This is a genomic window from Bacillus sp. OTU2372 (assembly GCF_038440275.1).
Lineage (GTDB): Bacteria > Bacillota > Bacilli > Bacillales > Cytobacillaceae > Neobacillus > Neobacillus bataviensis_B.
Genome location: NZ_JASATK010000030.1, coordinates 1 through 19,300, shown reverse-complemented (window position 1 = coordinate 19,300; position 19,300 = coordinate 1). Strand labels below are relative to the sequence as shown.

Below are 19,300 nucleotides of genomic sequence, written 5' to 3'. Positions count from 1 at the left end.
GTTAATTTTTAAACGTCTCCCCTCTTTTTTTGAAACTATATACTAACCGGTTAGTATGAGAATTATTTGTATGGTGAATTTAATCCATGTTCAAATAATTTGTGTCTGGAAGAGTCGGATTTTCTATTATGACAGGAGGAATTTTATGCCACGTCAAATGAATAAGGATACGATTCCAGTTCGACAAGGTGAAGAATTGGATTTGTCCGTTTTAGAGAAGTTTTTGCGAGAAAATATTGATTTATTACCAGGAGGGCAGCTGGAAATTTTGCAGTTCTTTGCGGGCCATTCTAATTTGACTTATCAGATTAAGATGGGGGATTGGGAGGCGGTGCTTAGACGTCCTCCACTTGGGCCAGTGGCACCCAGAGCCCATGATATGGGGAGAGAATACAAAATCCTCTCTTCGCTAAACCCGATTTTTTCCGTTGCTCCAAGGCCGCTTCTTTATTCGGATGATCCAACTATTGTTGGTAGTCCATTTTTTATCATGGAGAGAAAAAATGGCTTGGTTATTGATACTTCTTTTCCGAATGGGGTTGAAGTGACAAGGGATCTCTGCCGGCGTCTTTCTGTGATCATGGTCGAAAAATTGGTCGAATTACATGAAATCGACTACAAAGAAACAGGACTTGCCGAAATAAGTAAACCAGAGGGCTTTATGGAAAGGCAGGTCCATGGCTGGATAGGCAGATATGATCGGGCGAAAACCGATGAAATCCCAGTGGTAGATTCTCTAAAAAAATGGCTCGTGAATCATATTCCTAAACAGTCAGAAGCGGCGATTATCCATTACGATTATAAATTTAATAATGCCATGTTTAATGAGGATTTAACAGAAATGGTCGGACTGTTTGACTGGGAAATGACAACTGTCGGCGACCCGTTGGCTGATCTTGGTGTGGCAATGGGTTATTGGAATCAGGGAGACGATTCCGCACTATTGATTAATGGGTTAGGGAATGCGCCTGTTACTGCTGTCCATAGCGGCTTTTTGACGAGGAAGGAATTTATTGAAATCTACGCCCAAAAAAGCGGCAGGGATATTACCAATTTCAATTTTTATTTAACCTTTGCCTACTTTAAGCTTGCCGTCATAGGCCAGCAAATCTATTATCGTTACAAAAAAGGGCAAACCAGTGACACTCGTTTTGCGAATTTTAACCACTTTGTAAAAAATTTAATCTTGCATGCTGCACTTGTCTCGGAAGAAAAGCTTTAATGGGGGAGCCGAATAGGAATGACAAAAATTCACCTTCTGATGAAAAAAGAAGACATTAAAGAAGAAAAAATAACAGTTGGAAATAAGATAGCAGTCGTCTTAGATGTGCTTCTGGCGACCACAACGATTGTTTCGGCATTAAAGGATGGTGCAAAGGAAGTCATTCCGGTTTTGCATAGCTGTGAAGCAATGGGAGTTGCAAATGAGTTTTCACAGGGGGATTATATTCTGGCAGGTGAGCTGGATGCAAGACCAATAGATGGTTTTGTTTATCCCAGTCCTACATTAATCAGGGAGAACATTAATGGGAAGACATTAATTTTGTCCACTACTAATGGAACCGTCGCTTTAAGGAAATCGGCACCGGCAAATAGGGTCTATATTGGTTCGCTGCTAAACAATCCCGCAGTAGCCAAATCACTGCAGGGCTGTACGGATGATTCGACCATCCTAATTATTTGTTCAGGTAATTCCGGTGAAACGAGTTTAGAAGATTTCTATGGCGCCGGGCATTTAATTGATTGTCTGCTAAACCAGGGTGAATACGAATTAACCGATGCAGCAAAAACAGCCCTATATTTTTACCGAGGACAGGATGATTCCTACGAAGTATTGCTAGATTCATATGTCGGCAGGCTTTTAGACAAACATAACCAGCATCCTGACTTGAAGCTTGCTGCATCTAAAGGGATTACTACAATTGTCCCGATCTTAAGAGAAGGGAAGGTAACGGTCGAACCAACGTTGTCCCGCTAAACAGGTAATACCAAAGCAAGTTGCATCCCAGTTTATTTTAATAATTTTTTAAACAATCCATTTTGGGAGGAAGATGTAAAATGACGCAAGAACATTTATTAGTTGAAAAACTTGGTCCAGTCTTATCCTTAACCTTAAATCGTCCAGAAAGCCTAAATGCCTTCAGTCCGGAGATGATCTTGGGATTAAAAGAAGCTCTCCAGCAAGCTCAAAATAACGAGGATATCCAAGTTATTGTCTTGTCTGGAGCGGGTCGTGCGTTTAGTGCGGGCGGAGACGTCAAAACGATGGGGCAGGCAAAAGGGGTTCAAGTATATGAGCATATTGGCAAGCTCAATGAACTGATTTTATTAATGAAAGAGACCGAAAAGCCGATTATTGCTGCTGTTCATGGCTTTGCTGCTGGTGCAGGAGTAAATTTAGCCTTAGCTTGCGATCTCATAATAGCTGCAGAAGGAAGTAAGTTTGCGCTTAGTTTCTCTCAAGTGGGTCTTATTTCCGATGGTGGCGGGTCCTATTTACTTCCAAGGCTAATTGGCCCTCACTTAGCGAAACAATTCTTATTTACAGCCGAGCCAATCCCTGCCGAACGCTTATATCAGTTAGGGGCAATCAACTTTTTAGTTCCATTGGAAAAACTGCAAGAAGAAGCAACCAAATTTGCGTTAAAATTAGCCCACGGACCTGGAAAAGCCTATGGAAAACAGAAGAAATTAATTGATCAAGCATTTACCTCCACATTGGAGGAAATCCTGGAGCAGGAACGTCTCATTCAGACATTAATGGTCCAAACCGAGGATCACCAGGAAGGTATCACCGCGTTCAAGGAAAAAAGAAAACCAGCCTTTAAAGGAAAGTAGGAGTGGGATTTATGAGAGCCATACAGTTAAAAGAATATGGGGGACCAGAAGTTTTAAACCTCGTTGATATTGAAAAACCAGTTCCTCTTGGGTCTGAAGTATTAATTGAAATCAAAGCAATCGGTGTTAATTATGCCGATACAGCACGCCGGGAAGGACAGTATGTCGTAAAAACACCGCTGCCATTTATTCCTGGGGCAGAAATTGCCGGAGTCATAACAGAAGTTGGCGATCAAGTCACAAAAATAAGGCCTGGTACAAGAATCGTGACATTAATTGAATCTGGGGGCTATGCGGATTTTGCCCTAGCTGATGAACGGTCCGTCATTCCAATTCCTGAGCAATTAGATTTCCAGACCGCTGCAGCACTGCCACTTCAAGGTCTAAGCGCCTATCATATTTTAAAAACTATGGGCCGCTTAGAAAAAGGGGAGATTGTCCTTGTTCATGCGGCAGCAGGCGGTGTCGGGACAATTGCGGTGCAGCTGGCCAAATTGTTTGGAGCAGGAAAAGTCATCGCCACTGCAAGCTCAGAAGAAAAACTAGCCCTGGCCCGTGAAATGGGAGCAGACGTACTCATTAACTATACAGAACCAGATTGGGATAAGCAGGTCCTTGAGGAGACTGGCGGCAGAGGCGTAAATATTGCCCTCGAAATGGTCGGAGGAGAGGTTTTTAATAAAACCGTTAAATGTCTCTCCACATTTGGCCGCCTCGTTATATTTGGTGCAGCAAGCGGCGAACAAAGCCGTTTTTACCCATCATCACTCATGGCGAGGAACCAATCAGTCATCGGATTTTTCCTGCCGCAAATCATGAGAAAACCAGAGTTGCTTCAGCCAAGTTTAGTAGAATTATTTACATATCTTGGCCAGGGGAAATTAAAGCTGACGATTGGCGGTGTGTTTCCTTTAGAAGAGGCGGCCAAGGTCCATACCTTATTACAATCTCGAAAAACAAAAGGCAAATTGATTTTAGAACCTTAAAGGAATGCATCTAGTGTAACTTGTTGAAGGCGCGGAGAAAATGTGGTTTCGCTTTTTGCTGGTTCTGCAGTAAAAGTATAATAAAAGAACAAAGGAGGCTTGAATATTTCAGGTCTCTTTTTCATGGAAAAAGTTTAAATATTAATAAACTATGAACAAACTCTTAATTAAAATGTAATTATGTTGCAGAGGGTTTGATATGCAAAAAATTTCGTATAAACTAAGAAGAAAGAGTTTTTTTGCTAGGGGATGAGTGATTGTGAAAATATTAGTGATTGAAGATAATAAAAGTGTCTGCTCGATGATTGAAATGTTTTTTGCAAAGGAAGGCATTGAAGGAGAATTTGTAAACGACGGGTTAGAGGGGTACATTCGCTTTAAAAATGGAACTTGGGATGCCCTTATTATTGACTGGATGCTTCCAGGCATGGATGGTGTAACGATTTGCCGGAAAATCCGTGATGAGAAGTTTACTGTTCCAATTATTATGTTAACTGCGAAGGATAGTGAATCAGACCAGGTACTCGGTCTAGAGATGGGGGCTGATGATTATGTAACGAAGCCATTTAGTCCGCTAACCTTGATGGCTAGAATTAAAGCCGTAACACGCAGAGTACAGAACCAAGAGCATAAAGACCAAGACACAGTAATAAAAACGGACCGTTTTAAGGTTAATAAAATAACGAGAGAAGTATTTGTAGATGAAACACAGGTGACAAACTTAACACCGAAAGAGTTTGACTTACTTTCTTATATGGTGGAACATCCTCGTCAGGTATTCTCTCGTGAACAATTACTAGAGCGTGTATGGGGATATCAGTTTTACGGTGACGAGCGGACGGTTGATGTTCACATCAAACGTCTGAGGAAAAAGGTGGAAACAACGTCACAGCCCTTCTTCCATACCGTTTGGGGAGTAGGATATAAATTCGATGATGCAGTTAAAACAGATGAAGTTTAAGTACTTTTATCAGCAGTTTTTTAGTCATATTAGTATTATCATTGTTGCGTTTTTATTGTTAAGTATACTATTTGCTCATTATGTCGAAAACCTAATCTATGAAAATAAATCAGATGAACTCATTTCTTATGGAAAAGCAATTTTATCCGATTTAAAGGAGGCATCACCTCTAGACTCAGACGATGTGCTAAATCAATACAGCAATGTATTGGCAGCGAGAAAAATGAGTTTTAGTATGTTCGACCAGCATGGTCAACTCTATTTAGTTAATAAACATGGTCCTGCCATTAAAAATTTAAGTGAGAAGGAATGGGATAAAGTAACGAAGGGGAAGACATTAATTGTTCAAAGCGATTTTAAACGATTTGGGCAAGAGGGGGTCACCTTTGTTGTATTACCATATACAGAAAACGGTAGATTTTTTGGCGGTGTACTATTAACCTCGCCCATTAGCGGTTCAAGTAAGATGATTCAGCAGCTGAATAAATATTTACTGTATACGATTTTAATCGCCTTTGCTGTCTCCTTTTTACAAAGCTGGTTTTTATCAAGGATCCATGTTCACCGGATCAAGCGGCTCCGTGAAGCAACATCACAAGTTTCAGTGGGAAATTATAATGTAAAAGTGAATTCTTCTAATTTTGATGAAATTGGTGAGTTGGCTAATGATTTTAATCATATGGTAAATAAGATAAATCAATCGATGTTAGAAATTGAAAGCCTTGAAAACAGAAGGCGTCAGTTCATGGCAGATGTTTCTCATGAAATGCGTACACCGTTAACGACGATAAGCGGAGTAATTGAAGGCCTGAAAAATGATATGATTCCTGAAGGAGATAAGGAACGCGGGATTAATTTAGTTAGTCAAGAGGCAAAAAGACTGATTCGTCTTGTCAATGAAAACCTAGATTTTGAAAAAATACGCTCTAATCAAATTACATTATTTAAAGAAGAGATACAATTATTAGAAGTGCTTGAAATTATCCAAGATCAGTTGAGTATGCTGGCGGAGGAGAAAAACAACCAAATTATTGTTGAGGCTGAACCGGAGATTATGGTACTGGCTGATTATGACCGGCTTATTCAGATTTTAATCAATATCACGAAGAATAGTATTCAGTTCACCTCCGACGGGACTATATGGCTGCGCGGCAGAAAAGAAGATGATTCCACGATTATTGAAGTGGAAGATACGGGAATTGGGATTGATTCCAATGAAATTGAAAACATCTGGCGTCGTTTTTATAAAGCAGATATCTCTAGAACGAGCACCCCGTATGGTGAATTTGGATTAGGTCTTTCGATTGTGAAACAATTAGTTCTGCTTCATAACGGTGAAATTGACGTTACAAGTGAAGAAGGAAAAGGAACAAAATTTACGATTCGGTTGAAAAACGAATAAAGATTAGAAAAAGCTGCGGGCTAATCTGCAGCTTTTTCATTTTTTCTACATTTATTCTTAAACTCGTTAAAGTTTGTTAATAATTTGTTAAGATTTGTGAGTTAAAGTATAGACAAGATAAGAAATAGATTAAAGGAGATCGATTAAGATGGACTTCAAAAATGAAAATGAATTCGGCGAAAACTATCAACCAAACTCATCTGAGATGAAGAATAATACAAATTCAGAAGAAATTTCTCTTGAAAAAATGAAGGACGAAAGCCATTCAAAAAATAGTGTGAATGCTGTAGATGCGACTTTCTCAGTAGAATCACACAATGTCGGAGAATTTGAGGACTTCAAGGAGACAAAGATTCCTGAAGAAATGGCTGGTCCTCCTATGGGTGAACAATCACGTTCCAATAATCAGCCGGGAACGAAAAAGCGTAAGGCAACGGGATTTGCATCAACCATTGCAGCAGGTGTAATTGGATCCGTCTTAACCTTAGCTGTCTTGCCTCATACCGATTATATGAACAACTTTAATCAAAATAGCCAAAATCAAGAGGTAAGCAGTCCTATTAGTAGTAATGCTGTTAAAACAGTAACCGCGCAGCCAACGGCCGTTTCTACGAATTCCGTTGCCGACACGGTTGAAAAGCTATCCAAAGCGATTGTTGGGATTGTCAATTATCAGCAACAGCAGCAGCAAACGACGGATTTATGGGGCAATTCTAATTCTTTTTCTGATTCTAATTCTGACTCTGACTCTTCACAAAGTGTGGAAAGCGGCTCCGGCTCTGGTGTTATTTTTCAAAAAAATAAAACAATAGCCTATATTGTTACTAATAATCATGTGGTTGAAGGTGCCTCTAAGTTAGAAATTTCTTTATATAATGGTCAAAAGACAACGGCAGAAGTGGTTGGAACAGATGCTTTAACAGATTTAGCCGTTTTAAAAATTGATGCAAAGTATGTTACCACAACAGCTAATTTCGGAGACTCATCAACATTGAGACCTGGCGACCAAGTTTATGCGATTGGAAATCCGCTCGGGGTTGATTTATCTAGAACGGTAACACAAGGAATTGTTAGTGCCACTAACCGAACCATTTCCGTATCCACATCTGCAGGAAATTGGGATACAAATGTTATTCAAACAGATGCAGCGATTAATCCTGGTAACAGCGGTGGCGCCTTAATTAATACACAAGGTCAAGTAATTGGTATTAACAGTTTGAAAATATCTGAAACCGGGGTAGAGGGGTTAGGTTTCGCGATCCCTAGTAATGATTTTATCCCTATTGTGAACCAATTAATTAAAAATGGGAAAATTGACCGTCCATACCTAGGTGTCGGCCTAGCTGACTTAGACCAAGTACCACAGATGTACTATCAAAACCTTCCTCAGAATGTGACTAAAGGTGTTTTAGTGATGAATATTGATTCCAATTCTGCAGCTGGAAAGGCAGGCTTCGAGCCAAAGGATATCATTGTTTCTATGAATGGTACTCAAATTGCTAATTCATCAGAACTAAGAAAATATCTATACTCAAAAGTACAAATCGGTGACACCATCAAATTTGGGGTGTACCGTGATGGAAAACTGATTACATTAAATGCAAAAATTACAGCAAACTCGGAAGGATAAAGGTAAAGTAATGGCTTGGATAAAAAAAAATAAACCATTGAGCGCTTTATTACTTGTGTTCATAATCGCAGCAGGAGTGTTTCTAACTTTTACCTTAAACCAGGATGATGCTGTGGCAACCATTAATGGTGAAAAAATTACCAAGGATGAATTGTACACAAAATTGGTCAAACAGTATGGTTCGGACACGGTTGACCAAATGATCAATGATAAAATTGTAGAGACAGAGGCAGAAAAGAAAAAGATTACGGTTTCTAATAGTACAATTAATAGTGAAATTGACAAATTAAAAGAGCAGTACGGTGGAGAGAATGCCTTTAATCAGGCACTTGTCAATAATAATACCACTCTTTCAGCACTTAAAAATGATGTAAAGAATTACCTGTTAATTAAGAAACTACTTGAACCTGAAATCAAAATCACTGAAGACGAAATGAAAACTTACTTTGAGGAAAACAAAGATTCTTATGCTACCGCAGAGCAAGTAAAAGCCAGTCACATACTTGTCGCAGATGAGAAAACGGCAAAGGAAATCAAACAAAAACTCGATAATGGTGAAGATTTCGCGATACTCGCCAAAAAATATTCAACCGATGAAAGCACAAAAGACAAGGGCGGGGAGCTTGGCTATTTTGCGAAAGGAACAATGGTCACAGAATTTGATAACGTTGCTTTCACCTTACCAGTAAACAAAATTAGTGATCCGGTTAAAACAGAATATGGGTACCACATCATTAAAGTGGAGGATAAAAAAGCAGCACAAGCAGCAAACTATGAAGCAAGCAAGGCTGAAATAAAGGAAACTCTATTCGACCAAAAAGTTGATTCTGAATATCAGACTTGGATAGACAGTAAGAAAAAGAATTATGACATCGAAAATACTTTGAGTAGTGACGCATAACCCAACAATCAAGAGGTGAACAAAATGAATCGGGTCGGGAAACATGCAGCCAGTAGTCCAGGAGATGACCTGGATCTTATGAATATGGTGTTTGAGCTGCCGGAGAAAGATAAAATGATCATGTGGTCTGAAGGCTATCTTGATCTGGTTATCGACAAATTACCGGAGTATGCCCGTGATATTTTGGAGAATCGCAAAGAAAAGTGGGAAGATACAAAAGCTTATTATGAGAAGTTGTTAAAGGAAATAGTGAACCAGGACGATTTTAAAATAAAAGTAAAGGGCGAACGGAAGGAGTTCGCCCTTTTCGTCATGGATCATTTTCCGGAGTTACAATCATTATTGTTCTTAATATATGATGATAATTTAAAGGAGGATGATTTACGGAAGTATGTATATCGTAGAAGGTTTAGCTCAAGAAAAAGGTACCTTCAATGACTTAAGTGCGGCTCTCCTTTTTTTGGATAGACTTTTCGAAGTGCGAAATTTTCCCTATAATGAGTAGTGTTCTTATTTCTAAAGGGTGGGTTTTCTATGACGGTAAAGTTTTCTTTTACACAGGTTCTGTTTCTTCTGCTTATCACTATAATCGGGGTTATCTTGTCAGTCGTCTATCACCAGCCACTGGTAATAGGTTTTCTTCCCGGATATCTTGTTTTATTTTTACTCTCATTAAAAAGCACTTTCTCTATTAGAGAATCAATAAAAATTAGTTTCATAGGTGTCCATAAAACAAGAATTGTCATCATCATTTTATTTTTAGTCAGTTTCTTGCTGCCTTCCTGGTACTTATCAGGAACGATTGAGCAAATGGTCAAGATTGCATTGGATCTTATTCATCCACACCATTTTTTTATTCTATCCTTCTTTATTTGCATGATTTTCTCCATGCTGCTTGGTACGACAATCGGGACACTAAGTGCAATTGGGGTTCCGCTATTAGGGACAGCCGCGGTCCTTCAGCTCCCTCTTCCCATCGTAGCGGGAGCATTAGTTTCAGGGGCTTTTGTCGGAGACAGAACATCACCTTTCTCTAGCGCACATCAATTACTGGCCCACACGATCGAAGTACCAGTAAAAAGGCAAGGGAAAGCAATGTTTATGACAACCATTACGGCCATTCTTTTTTGTCTATGTTTTTATGGCGTAGTGGACGTACACTTTGCCAGCAAGGCGTCTATAACAAGCGATCATTTGATCTGGAGTGAGCTCTCACCGGCGAGGTTTATTCCACCAATCACCCTAATCGTGTTTGTGCTTTTTAGAATGAGTATCATATATGCCTTCTTATCTAGTATTCTATCAGCAGTTGTCATCTCGTTCGTCAATGGGACTTCATGGACAACTCTTGCAGCAGCTTTTTGGCATGGCATTGATGGCCTGGGCGGCGGTTTCATTCATATGTACCAATTGCTGTTGTTTTTAGCCCTAGCAGGGGCATATAATGGCCTTTTGGAAAAATTAAATGTTATTCAGCCTTATTTGGATAAATGGCTGGAGTCATCGCACAGTTTGCTTGTAGATACCTTGAAAACACTCATGGCAACCCTAATCATTACGTTAATTGCTGCCAATCAGACCCTTCCGATTATTTTAACGGGGAGATCGTTTCTGCCACATTGGTCCCATTATTATGGAAAAGAAGAGTTAGCTAGAGTGATGGGCGATTCGACTATGCTATTTCCTGGGGTTGTCCCATGGAGCGTGCTTGCGATTATGTGCAGTACAATTGTAGACATTCCGATGTTCGAGTATTTGCCATATGCATTATTTTTATGGGTATTACCGATTATTACGATATTGGTTTCGCTCGGCAAGGGAATGCGTAATTCAAAAAACCACCCTACGGAAACCGCTTAAAAACGGGGTCTATCATGGCTCTGTTTTTTTTCATTCGAATCCCGGAATTTCTAGTTGAATGAAGTCCATTTTTTTATCATATAAGTGGTAATAAATTAATTGGACAAGGAATGATGAGATGCTGAAAAAATTAGCGGTTATCGGATTCGGAAGCACGATGATTAGCGTGGGAATTAATATGTTTATTCTGCCGTTTCATTTAATAAATGGGGGAATATTTGGCATCAGCTTATTATTAAATTACGTATGGGGATTGAAAGTAGGTCTTATGTTTATCCTGCTGAATATTCCTATTTATCTATTTGCTCTCAAAAAGGACCCAATTTATTTCTACAATGGAATACTCGGTGCGGTTTTTTCTGGCTGCCTGATTGAGTTATTACTCCCATTAAACGGATTAATGAACTTACCAATTATCAGTAGTGTGATTATCGGAGCGATGATTATTGGAGTGGGTGTAGGGGTGATGCTGCGTAATCATATCAGTCCAGGCGGAATGGACTTACTTGCCCTTTTAATCGCAAAATGGACAAAAGTGAATGTTGGAGTCATTATGGTTACTCTTGATGCAGTGATTATCTTAACAGGCCTTTTTCTCTTACAGGATGCCAGACTTTTATATTCATTGTTAATCATCTCCATTATTGGTATGCTGGCAACAATTATTACATCGTTTCGTCGGGTTAGCATGTAAACAGAAAACAAATTGAAAATGGGTAAAATAAAATAAAAAGGAAAGAGGAGGAGAAAGGTGAATCCGGTTGAAGATCATTTAGCAGAGAATTTAAAGATTTTATTTGTCGGTTTTAATCCAAGTATTCGCTCTAGTGAACTTGGACACCATTACGCCAACCCTAACAATCGATTTTGGAAGATTTTATATGAAGCTGGACTAACAGACCTTAAATATAATGCAGCAGAAGATGCCCAGTTATTAGAGTTTGGATATGGATTTACCAATATAGTCGAGAGACCAACGAAAGCAGCAGATGAAATTACAAAGGAAGAGTACAGAGAGGGAAGAGTGATACTGAAACGAAAAATTGAGCGGTATCGGCCCAAGGTGGTTTGTTTTGTTGGCAAAGGCGTTTATCAAGAATACAGCGGTCGAAAGTCGGCTCCCTGGGGAAAACAAATAGAGTCGGTTGTCCAGGGGGTGATTGATTTTGTCGCACCTTCGTCCAGCGGTTTGGTTAGAATGAAGTTGAACGAGATTGTGGATATCTACCGTCAGCTCCTAGAGATAGAATAAAATCGACGGGGAAGATTCTCCGTCGATGAAGTATTTCATTCGAATTTTTTATGATAATGCGCTAACGCCATGAGCGGAAAGATATATCGGTAGCTGTGATAATGAATATAAAACGCACCTGCCATACCTTGCCCTTTAGGATAGTCTGTCGTCCAATCAATTTTCTCTAGATTATCAAGTAAATAAGTTATTCCTTTTTTAATAGCAGTTGTCGGTTTATCTGACACGGAAATCAAAGCATCAAGAGCCCAAGCCGTATGCGTTAACGTGCTTGCAGGTAACGGGACATAAGATTTATTACTATCACTATGACAGGACTCTCCCCAGCCCCCATCTTTGTTTTGTTTATCGAGAATCCATTGAACCGCTTTTTCTATCGAGGAGTGCTCCTTTGAGAAGCTAACTGCCATAAGCCCTGTAATTGCGGCCCAAGTACCATAAAGATAGCAAATCCCCCACCTTCCATACCAGGAGCCATCCCTCTCCTGATTCCTCAATAGCCAATGGATCCCTTGTTTAATGGCCGTATGATCTCGGGATAAATTTGTGTACTGACCAAAAAACTCGAGTGTCCTCCCGGTTAAGTCGGCACATGACGGGTCTGCGATGATAAATTCTCCTTTTTCGATAGGCAAAAATTGCAGCAGTTTTGAGTTCGTGTTTTTTTCAAATGCAGGCCAGCCTCCGTCTTCATTTTGCATTGACAAAACCCATGTAACAGCGCGGTCCCATACTTGAGTTTCAGGCTGCGTCATAAGAGAAATTGAGCGTAGCGTGGAGGTAGTGTCATCTATATCCGGCAAAATGGTATTGATATCGGAAAATCCCCAGCCTCCTGGCATTGTTTTCGGATTATGAATCACCCAATCGCCAAATTTCCGATGCTGCTTTTCCAACAAATATTGATTGGCCTGCTTTACCATTGGATCGTCGGGTGAAACACCTGCAGCTTGTAAACAAAAGCCAATTAATGAGGTATTCCAAACATTGGCCGTCGTATATTGCATATGAGGGAACCCATCAATTTCACACTTCATCGATTTAATTCCATCCACTGCCCTTGTAATGACCGAGTCTGTTTTTTTATAGCCAAGTGATAAAAGTGCAAAAATCATTAAAAAGGTAGAGCTATAGTAGCTGTAAAAAGTACCATCCGGCTCAAGATGGTCAAGCATATACTTTTTTGCCCGCTCAATCGCTAGCTGATGAAGCTGTTTTGGTAACCCTAGTAAGCTCTCAACTCCGTCCTTAATAAAAGAAAATAAGGAACGATAGTTATCTGAGCGGTCCCAATGACTTTCTGCCTCTCGGTTTAGATGTAAATCAGAAAGGTCAGGGCTCTTGTCTATTTTGATTGTGAATTGTTTATCGGCCAAAATCATGATGGGGGTTAAATTAGCCCTGCCAAAAACGGAAAACGAATAAAAGTTAACCGGGAAATGTAGTGGCAGGAGGATGAGTTCAATTGGAAGCGGAGAATAGGAAGGCCAGGTGTACTGTCCGGTTATGGCAAGCATGACTTTTGTAAACATGCTTACTTGTTCGATACCACCGTTAGCAAGTATGAATCGTTTGGCTGCGAGTATGCGTTTATCATTTTTAGAGTAGTTTCCCGAATACAACAAAGCATAGTAGGCTTCTACTGTTGCCGTCAGATTACCGTCTCCCTCATCATAAAAAAGCTTCCATGCCCCATTTTTCTCCTGTTTGCTGAGAATTCTCTTTGAGAGCCCCTGAATTAATTCTTCATCATGTAATTCCAATGACCGTAATAAAATGATCATATAAGCGTCTGTGGATATACCTGTTTCAAATGGATAGTCCCAAGAGCCGTTGGGAGATTGGTCTTTGCGAAGCATCTCAATAATCCAATCCATGCCTTTTTTTGTATTAGTCATCGTACCTTCACATTCCTCTCCCAAAATCTCATCTATCTATACATATTCTCATCCATACTGGAGAATTCGTAAGGGAGGTAAAGTGCCATTTTTTTTATCAGAAATCGTGAGAGACCTCCGCTTGAAATCATATCAGAAGAATTAAAGAAAAAGAGTAAATCGTCGTTGTCTCTGCCTCCGATTACCAAGAGTGAGGAGATTCTTCTAGATAAAATAAAGCTGAAAACCAGGGAATATAATTTAAATAATGTCACAAGAACGAGAGCCTATCTAGATTTTTATCTTCGTTATCCGGATATTCACTGGGCTTTTCTCGGCCATATGGTTTCCCGGAATGGCGGCTGGAACATGACCGATTTAAAAGGGGAATTCCTGACCCGATTGATGACGAGAAAGGATCGTCAGTTATTCTTTCAATTTTTAGAGCGGGGCAACTGGCTGATTTTTCATGACGTTTATCCTCAGTTTTTACTTTATGAAGAAAGCCTACGGTTAAGTAAGCCCTTGTTTCATTTATTTGCTTATTTAAATATCTCCACTTTTATGGAAACGATTTGGAATCAGTTTTGGAGAACCAATGACACGTATATTCTAACGATGGCCTTGGTTATTAATGAACAAAGCTACCTAGAAAAAAGAGTGGTTCAAAATCCGCAGTATCAAAAAGATGTATTAAACAAATTTGAATTTTTACTTCAAGATTGGCTTTCATTTAATCATATTCTTTTTCCGTACGGAAACAAGAACTTGGCCGGACAAATACTTCATCAGTTTGAATCATTAAATGAACGGATTTTACTTGGTAAGAGATTGTATAAGATTCTTTTTAAAAATAAAGAGATTCACCAAAAGGCAGTTGAATGGGCGAAAAGCTATCAACATACAGGTTCAAGGAAGGATTATTGGCCGCATATTTTTAATAGCGTGAACGAAGGGACACCTGGCTTTCCTTACCAGCTTCACTTGAAATCCTGTCAGTTGAGGCCAGGTGCAAAAAGGATTTTTAGCCCGATGTTAGAGATGGCTTGGAAAAATGTAAGTCATAATGAAGCAGAAAAAGGGGATTGGTTTAAAGATTGGCATGTGGTGGACTATTTAGTAGACGATGAAGAAATGATTGATGGGGTGATAAAAGATGAATATTGCAAAACACTCGAACGACTCGAACTTGCAGCACTTGCCAAAAAGGCGATTACCTTTTAAATATGAACTTGGCAGTATGGTGCTCGCATCATTGCTAGGGACTTATTCAGATTTATATCTTGTCGGAAAGGATTTTTATCATTTTCCTCTAAGGCCGTTCCAGAAGATTTTTACGATTAATCTTGCGTATACGTTAGTAGTGCTTCCGTTAATGACACTACTAATATTAAGGTGTATTTCGCAGCTGACTAATTGGGGGAAAGCAGGGGTTATCCTTTTGGTGAGCTTACTTATGCCTGTGTTTGAAAGGTTTGCGGAATTATTTGGCTTGTTTACTCATTCTGATGACTGGAACCATCTTTACACATTTTTTGGTTATGGCATTTTTTTATCTATTGTTGTGTTATTTCATGAGTGGATGGGAAACAGAATTCGTGAATAACAAAAAGCCGAGACCGCAGTCTCGGCTTTCGTGATGCCGTCAATGCGGCACCAACCCCCTCCGTCCGTACAGTGGTTAAGTGTCCCGCAACAAGCGAATGTTCGGAGGGGGTACTTATATAATACCACAACTGCAGTGAAAATATTAGTGGCTAAACTTTCCTTTTCCGATAGAAAAGTGTATGATAATAATGATTTTTACATAAAGGAGTGTTTTTTATGGCTAAAAAAGGATACATATTGATGGAAAATGGCGACAAAATTGAGTTTGATCTATTCCCAAACGAAGCACCTGGAACAGTTGAAAACTTTGAAAAGTTAGCAAACGAAGGCTTTTATAATGGTGTTATTTTTCACCGTGTAATCCCAGGTTTTGTATCACAAGGTGGCGACCCGACGGGAACAGGGATGGGTGGTCCTGGCTACACGATCAACTGTGAAACAGAAGGAAATCCACATAAACATATCCCTGGTTCATTATCAATGGCACATGCGGGCAGAAACACTGGCGGAAGCCAATTCTTTATCGTTCATGAATCACAGCCGCATTTAAATGGTGTTCATACTGTATTTGGACAGGTTACTTCTGACTTGGCAGCGGTTAGAAACATGAAAAATGGCGATAAAATGGTTGAAGTAAAGGTTTATGATGAAGAGTAGGTAAGACAAAGGGAGCGGATTCGCTCTCTTTTTTTTATGCAACAGAAAACGACATTATAAAGTAGTAAAGGGAAAAACAAACGGGCACATTAACTTTGAAGCAATCAATTGGAGGGGCTATATGAAAAAGTTAGTGCTCGTGCTTATACCATTCTTGTTATTCCCTATTCATACAAATGCCGCAGAAAATAAAAAGGAAGCAAAAGAACTTAAGGCAGCCATTATCATTGACGATTTTGGCGGGGGGACCGGTGGTGTCCGTGACTTTTTAGAAGGAGATATTCCAATTACAGCAGCTGTTATGCCATTTACGGAAAATTCTAAGGCCCATGCGGAATGGGCACATAAAAACGGTTTTGAGGTTATGGTTCATTTACCAATGGAACCAAAGAGAGGAAAAAGATCATGGTTAGGTCCTAAACCAATTACAGTGGATCTTTCGAAAGAAGAAGTTAGGAAACGTGTAGAGGAAGCCATAAAAAGTGTCCCATATGCGGTAGGTCTTAATAATCATATGGGTTCGCGCGCGGTTGAAAACGAAGAAATCGTTCGGATTATTGTGGAAGTTGCTAAGGAAAAGAACTTATTTATTATCGACAGCGGGACAAGTCCGGGAACAAAATTTCCGGAGATTGCAAAGGAACTGGGGGTTCCACTTTTAAAACGAGACGTATTTCTTGATGATATCTCCTCATCTTCCTATGTTCGAAAACAAATGGTCAAACTGGCAAAGGTAACAGAAATAAAGGGTAATGGAATTGCCATTGGACATGTTGGTGTAACAGGGAAGGTTTGTTCAATTGGTGTATTTCAAGCAATTGATGAATTTAAAAAGCGAAATATAAAAATAGTACCCGTATCGGAACTATTTGCAGGTGAACTGACAAAAAAACACTTTGTACCATGAAAAAGGCAGCGACAGGCTGTCTTTTTTGATAGCTGGAAAACAATGGTCGTTCGGATTTCTTTTCCTATGCGTGCTAAACTGGTAAAATGGCACCTGACTTATTAAATACACATTTCATTTGTTTATATATAGAAATTAATTAGGGAGAGGGAATGGACTATATGAAGTTAGTATCTTGGAATGTAAATGGCCTAAGGGCGTGCGTAAAAAAAGGGTTCATAGATTATTTTCAGGAAGTAAATGCGGATATATTCTGCGTTCAGGAAACGAAACTACAAGAAGGACAAATTAGTCTTGACTTAGATGGATATCACCAATATTGGAATTACGCTGAAAAGAAAGGTTATTCAGGTACTGCCGTTTTTACAAAGCAAGAACCACTGTCTGTTAGATATGGAGTCGGAGAAGACGATGGAGAAGATGAGGGAAGAATTCTGACTCTAGAATTTGCCGACTTTTTCTTGGTCAATGTCTATACGCCAAATTCACAGAGAGACCTAGCGAGAATTGGTTATCGCTTGGAATGGGAAGACCGTATTCTTCAGCACTTGATGGATTTAGATAAAAGGAAACCAGTCATTTTCTGTGGAGATTTAAATGTGGCCCATCACGAGATCGATCTTCGCAATCCTAAATCAAATATTGGAAACTCGGGATTTACGGATGAAGAACGAGGAAAAATGAAATCCCTGCTCGACGCTGGGTTCATAGACAGCTTCCGTCATTTTTACCCACAACAGGAAGGCGCCTATACATGGTGGTCGTACATGAACAAGGTACGGGAACGAAATATTGGCTGGCGAATTGACTATTTTATCGTTTCAGAATCATTGAAGGACAGGCTTAAAGAAGCTGAAATCCATTGCGATGTAATGGGCAGTGACCATTGCCCGGTCGTCCTTGAACTTAATTAAATCCCTGTTCGATAAGAATTTCTTATTACAGTATATTGAAAAACTGTAATTTTCTTCGTTGAGATACTGCCTTATAGTTAGTATAAATAAGGAATTTCTCGGAGGGATAACGATGGATCTCAAAAAGGATGTACAGCAGCAATTTGGAAAAAGTGCTGATTTTTATGTGAGCAGTCCAATTCATAAAGATGGAAAGGACTTGCAGAAATTAATAGAAATAGCCGAAGTAACAGGGAAAGAGGAGCTTCTTGATGTTGCCACGGGTGGAGGCCATACGGCTAACGCGTTTGCTTCGCTAGTAAAGAGGGTAATCGCGGTTGATTTAACTCAGGAGATGTTAACCGCTGCTGAAAAATTTGTAATAGGAAATGGGAATCAAAATGTGGAGTTCATAAAAGGGGATGCTGAAAGCTTACCTTTTTCGAACGATTCTTTTGATGTTGTTACGTGCAGGATTGCCCCGCACCACTTTCCTAATATTAATGAATTTATTAAAGAAGTTTTTCGTGTCCTAAAACAAGGCGGACAATTTTTGTTAGACGATAATGTCGTTCCAGAAGACGATCAATATGATCAATTTTATAATAAAGTAGAAAAATGGCGGGATTACAGTCATTTTAGGGCATGGAAGAAGAGTGAGTGGATTCGTATGCTTGAGTTTGCTGGTTTCGAAATTGATGATTGGCATCGTTTTGAAAAAACCTTTTATTTTGATTCCTGGTGTAATCGAATGAACTTACCTATGGAAGAAAAGAAAAAATTGACCCAGTATTTCATAAGTGCTTCCGAAAGAATCAAGGATAAATTTAGAATTACGATCAAAGAGAGTCAAGTAGTATCTTTTCAGGGAGAGGCTATCGTTCTAAAGGCAATTAAAAAATAAGAAAAGACCCCTTTGCAAAAAGAGATATTCTCTTGGTGCGAAGGGTTTTTTTAGATAAATCATATACCGTTTAGGGCTGTTCCTATTTCGTCAAATTCTGGTACCCTTTCCTCCAGGTTTAAATCTTCTATTTGTTCTTGTTCAATGGGTTGATTGTCTTCATCTTTTTTATAGAAATTAATATTCACTAATACAACATCTCCTTTTTAAATATTTACTACCATATTTTAACCAATGATGGGTTATTTAAAACTAATTCATTACCTAGGTAGTATTATTCTAGTTTTGAATTAGATAAGGAGTTTTATTTTTTAAAAAAAATATCTAAAAAGGTAGTTGACTATCTTGAATGAAGATAGTATTATTATCAATGTCGCTTCGACGAAATGATTTGAGAGTTAAGTAATTAACAACATCGCATTAGAGGTTGACAAGTTTTAAACTTTATTTTAAAATAGTAAATGTCGCTAATTGATAGATTAGTAGATAATGATTGTTCTTTGAAAACTAAACAAACAAAAACGTCAACAAACAAAAATATTAGTTTCTACTATAGAAACTAAGCCAACGTAACTTTTATGAGCTAAATCAACTTTCATGGAGAGTTTGATCCTGGCTCAGGAC

The 19,300-nt window shown here is 39.1% G+C and carries 20 protein-coding genes; 18 read left to right on the top strand and 2 right to left on the bottom strand.

Features of this window, described 5'->3' with window-relative positions:
* Window positions 1-145: 145 nt before the first annotated feature.
* The 12 genes from AAHB15_RS26495 (at window position 146) to mug (ending at window position 11,830) form a co-directional block, all read left to right on the top strand.
* Window positions 146-1,222, top strand: coding sequence for a phosphotransferase family protein (locus AAHB15_RS26495; RefSeq protein WP_342043655.1), 1,077 nt, complete (start codon window positions 146-148; stop codon window positions 1,220-1,222).
* An 18-nt stretch (window positions 1,223-1,240) separates the two neighbouring features.
* Entirely contained in the window at window positions 1,241-1,978 is a 738-nt protein-coding gene (locus tag AAHB15_RS26490; protein WP_335573139.1) for a 2-phosphosulfolactate phosphatase, read from the top strand.
* An 80-nt stretch (window positions 1,979-2,058) separates the two neighbouring features.
* Window positions 2,059-2,838: an enoyl-CoA hydratase/isomerase family protein gene (locus AAHB15_RS26485; protein WP_144567963.1), complete on the top strand. Its 780-nt coding sequence runs from the start codon at window positions 2,059-2,061 to the stop codon at window positions 2,836-2,838.
* Window positions 2,839-2,849: 11 nt separating this feature from the next.
* Window positions 2,850-3,824 (top strand): quinone oxidoreductase family protein, encoded by a 975-nt coding sequence (locus AAHB15_RS26480; protein WP_335573138.1) that lies wholly within the window; start codon window positions 2,850-2,852, stop codon window positions 3,822-3,824.
* A gap of 259 nt (window positions 3,825-4,083) precedes the next feature.
* Window positions 4,084-4,785, top strand: coding sequence for a response regulator transcription factor (locus AAHB15_RS26475; protein WP_335573137.1), 702 nt, complete (start codon window positions 4,084-4,086; stop codon window positions 4,783-4,785).
* Window positions 4,757-6,187: a HAMP domain-containing sensor histidine kinase gene (locus tag AAHB15_RS26470; RefSeq protein ID WP_342043654.1), complete on the top strand. Its 1,431-nt coding sequence runs from the start codon at window positions 4,757-4,759 to the stop codon at window positions 6,185-6,187. Before AAHB15_RS26475 ends, AAHB15_RS26470 begins: the two co-directional genes overlap by 29 nt.
* Before the next feature lie 148 nt (window positions 6,188-6,335).
* Window positions 6,336-7,817 carry a S1C family serine protease gene (locus AAHB15_RS26465; RefSeq protein WP_335573135.1) on the top strand — a complete coding sequence of 494 codons (1,482 nt, stop codon included), beginning with the start codon at window positions 6,336-6,338 and terminating at the stop codon, window positions 7,815-7,817.
* A gap of 10 nt (window positions 7,818-7,827) precedes the next feature.
* A complete protein-coding gene (locus AAHB15_RS26460; protein ID WP_342043653.1) occupies window positions 7,828-8,718 on the top strand; it encodes a peptidylprolyl isomerase in 891 nt (296 codons plus the stop codon).
* A gap of 24 nt (window positions 8,719-8,742) precedes the next feature.
* Complete coding sequence (locus AAHB15_RS26455; protein ID WP_342043652.1) at window positions 8,743-9,156, top strand: hypothetical protein; 414 nt, start codon at window positions 8,743-8,745, stop codon at window positions 9,154-9,156.
* Window positions 9,157-9,252: 96 nt separating this feature from the next.
* On the top strand, window positions 9,253-10,578 hold the full coding sequence (locus tag AAHB15_RS26450) for a Na+/H+ antiporter NhaC family protein (RefSeq protein WP_342043651.1): 1,326 nt from the start codon (window positions 9,253-9,255) through the stop codon (window positions 10,576-10,578).
* A gap of 118 nt (window positions 10,579-10,696) precedes the next feature.
* On the top strand, window positions 10,697-11,272 hold the full coding sequence (locus AAHB15_RS26445; protein WP_342043650.1) for a YitT family protein: 576 nt from the start codon (window positions 10,697-10,699) through the stop codon (window positions 11,270-11,272).
* Window positions 11,273-11,329: 57 nt separating this feature from the next.
* Window positions 11,330-11,830 carry a G/U mismatch-specific DNA glycosylase gene (gene mug / locus AAHB15_RS26440; RefSeq protein ID WP_342043649.1) on the top strand — a complete coding sequence of 167 codons (501 nt, stop codon included), beginning with the start codon at window positions 11,330-11,332 and terminating at the stop codon, window positions 11,828-11,830.
* Between the two features lie 35 nt (window positions 11,831-11,865).
* Here the strand turns inward: mug and shc are convergent, their stop codons facing one another.
* Window positions 11,866-13,728: a squalene--hopene cyclase gene (shc, locus tag AAHB15_RS26435; protein WP_342043648.1), complete on the bottom strand. Its 1,863-nt coding sequence runs from the start codon at window positions 13,726-13,728 to the stop codon at window positions 11,866-11,868.
* A 96-nt stretch (window positions 13,729-13,824) separates the two neighbouring features.
* On the opposite strand from shc, the gene AAHB15_RS26430 reads away from it, so the two are divergent.
* The 6 genes from AAHB15_RS26430 (at window position 13,825) to AAHB15_RS26405 (ending at window position 18,676) form a co-directional block, all read left to right on the top strand.
* Window positions 13,825-14,931, top strand: a complete 1,107-nt coding sequence (locus tag AAHB15_RS26430; protein ID WP_446715899.1) for a DUF2515 domain-containing protein — start codon at window positions 13,825-13,827, stop codon at window positions 14,929-14,931.
* A complete protein-coding gene (locus tag AAHB15_RS26425) occupies window positions 14,864-15,313 on the top strand; it encodes a CBO0543 family protein (protein ID WP_342043646.1) in 450 nt (149 codons plus the stop codon). The genes AAHB15_RS26430 and AAHB15_RS26425 overlap by 68 nt, the downstream gene beginning before the upstream one ends.
* Before the next feature lie 218 nt (window positions 15,314-15,531).
* Window positions 15,532-15,972, top strand: coding sequence for a peptidylprolyl isomerase (locus AAHB15_RS26420; RefSeq protein WP_098529145.1), 441 nt, complete (start codon window positions 15,532-15,534; stop codon window positions 15,970-15,972).
* Between the two features lie 121 nt (window positions 15,973-16,093).
* Entirely contained in the window at window positions 16,094-16,879 is a 786-nt protein-coding gene (locus AAHB15_RS26415) for a divergent polysaccharide deacetylase family protein (protein ID WP_335573126.1), read from the top strand.
* Window positions 16,880-17,040: 161 nt separating this feature from the next.
* Window positions 17,041-17,793: an exodeoxyribonuclease III gene (locus tag AAHB15_RS26410; protein WP_342043665.1), complete on the top strand. Its 753-nt coding sequence runs from the start codon at window positions 17,041-17,043 to the stop codon at window positions 17,791-17,793.
* 112 nt (window positions 17,794-17,905) lie between these two features.
* A complete protein-coding gene (locus AAHB15_RS26405) occupies window positions 17,906-18,676 on the top strand; it encodes a class I SAM-dependent methyltransferase (protein ID WP_342043645.1) in 771 nt (256 codons plus the stop codon).
* A 59-nt stretch (window positions 18,677-18,735) separates the two neighbouring features.
* Here the strand turns inward: AAHB15_RS26405 and AAHB15_RS26400 are convergent, their stop codons facing one another.
* Complete coding sequence (locus AAHB15_RS26400; RefSeq protein ID WP_285857667.1) at window positions 18,736-18,864, bottom strand: hypothetical protein; 129 nt, start codon at window positions 18,862-18,864, stop codon at window positions 18,736-18,738.
* Window positions 18,865-19,300 lie beyond the last annotated feature (436 nt).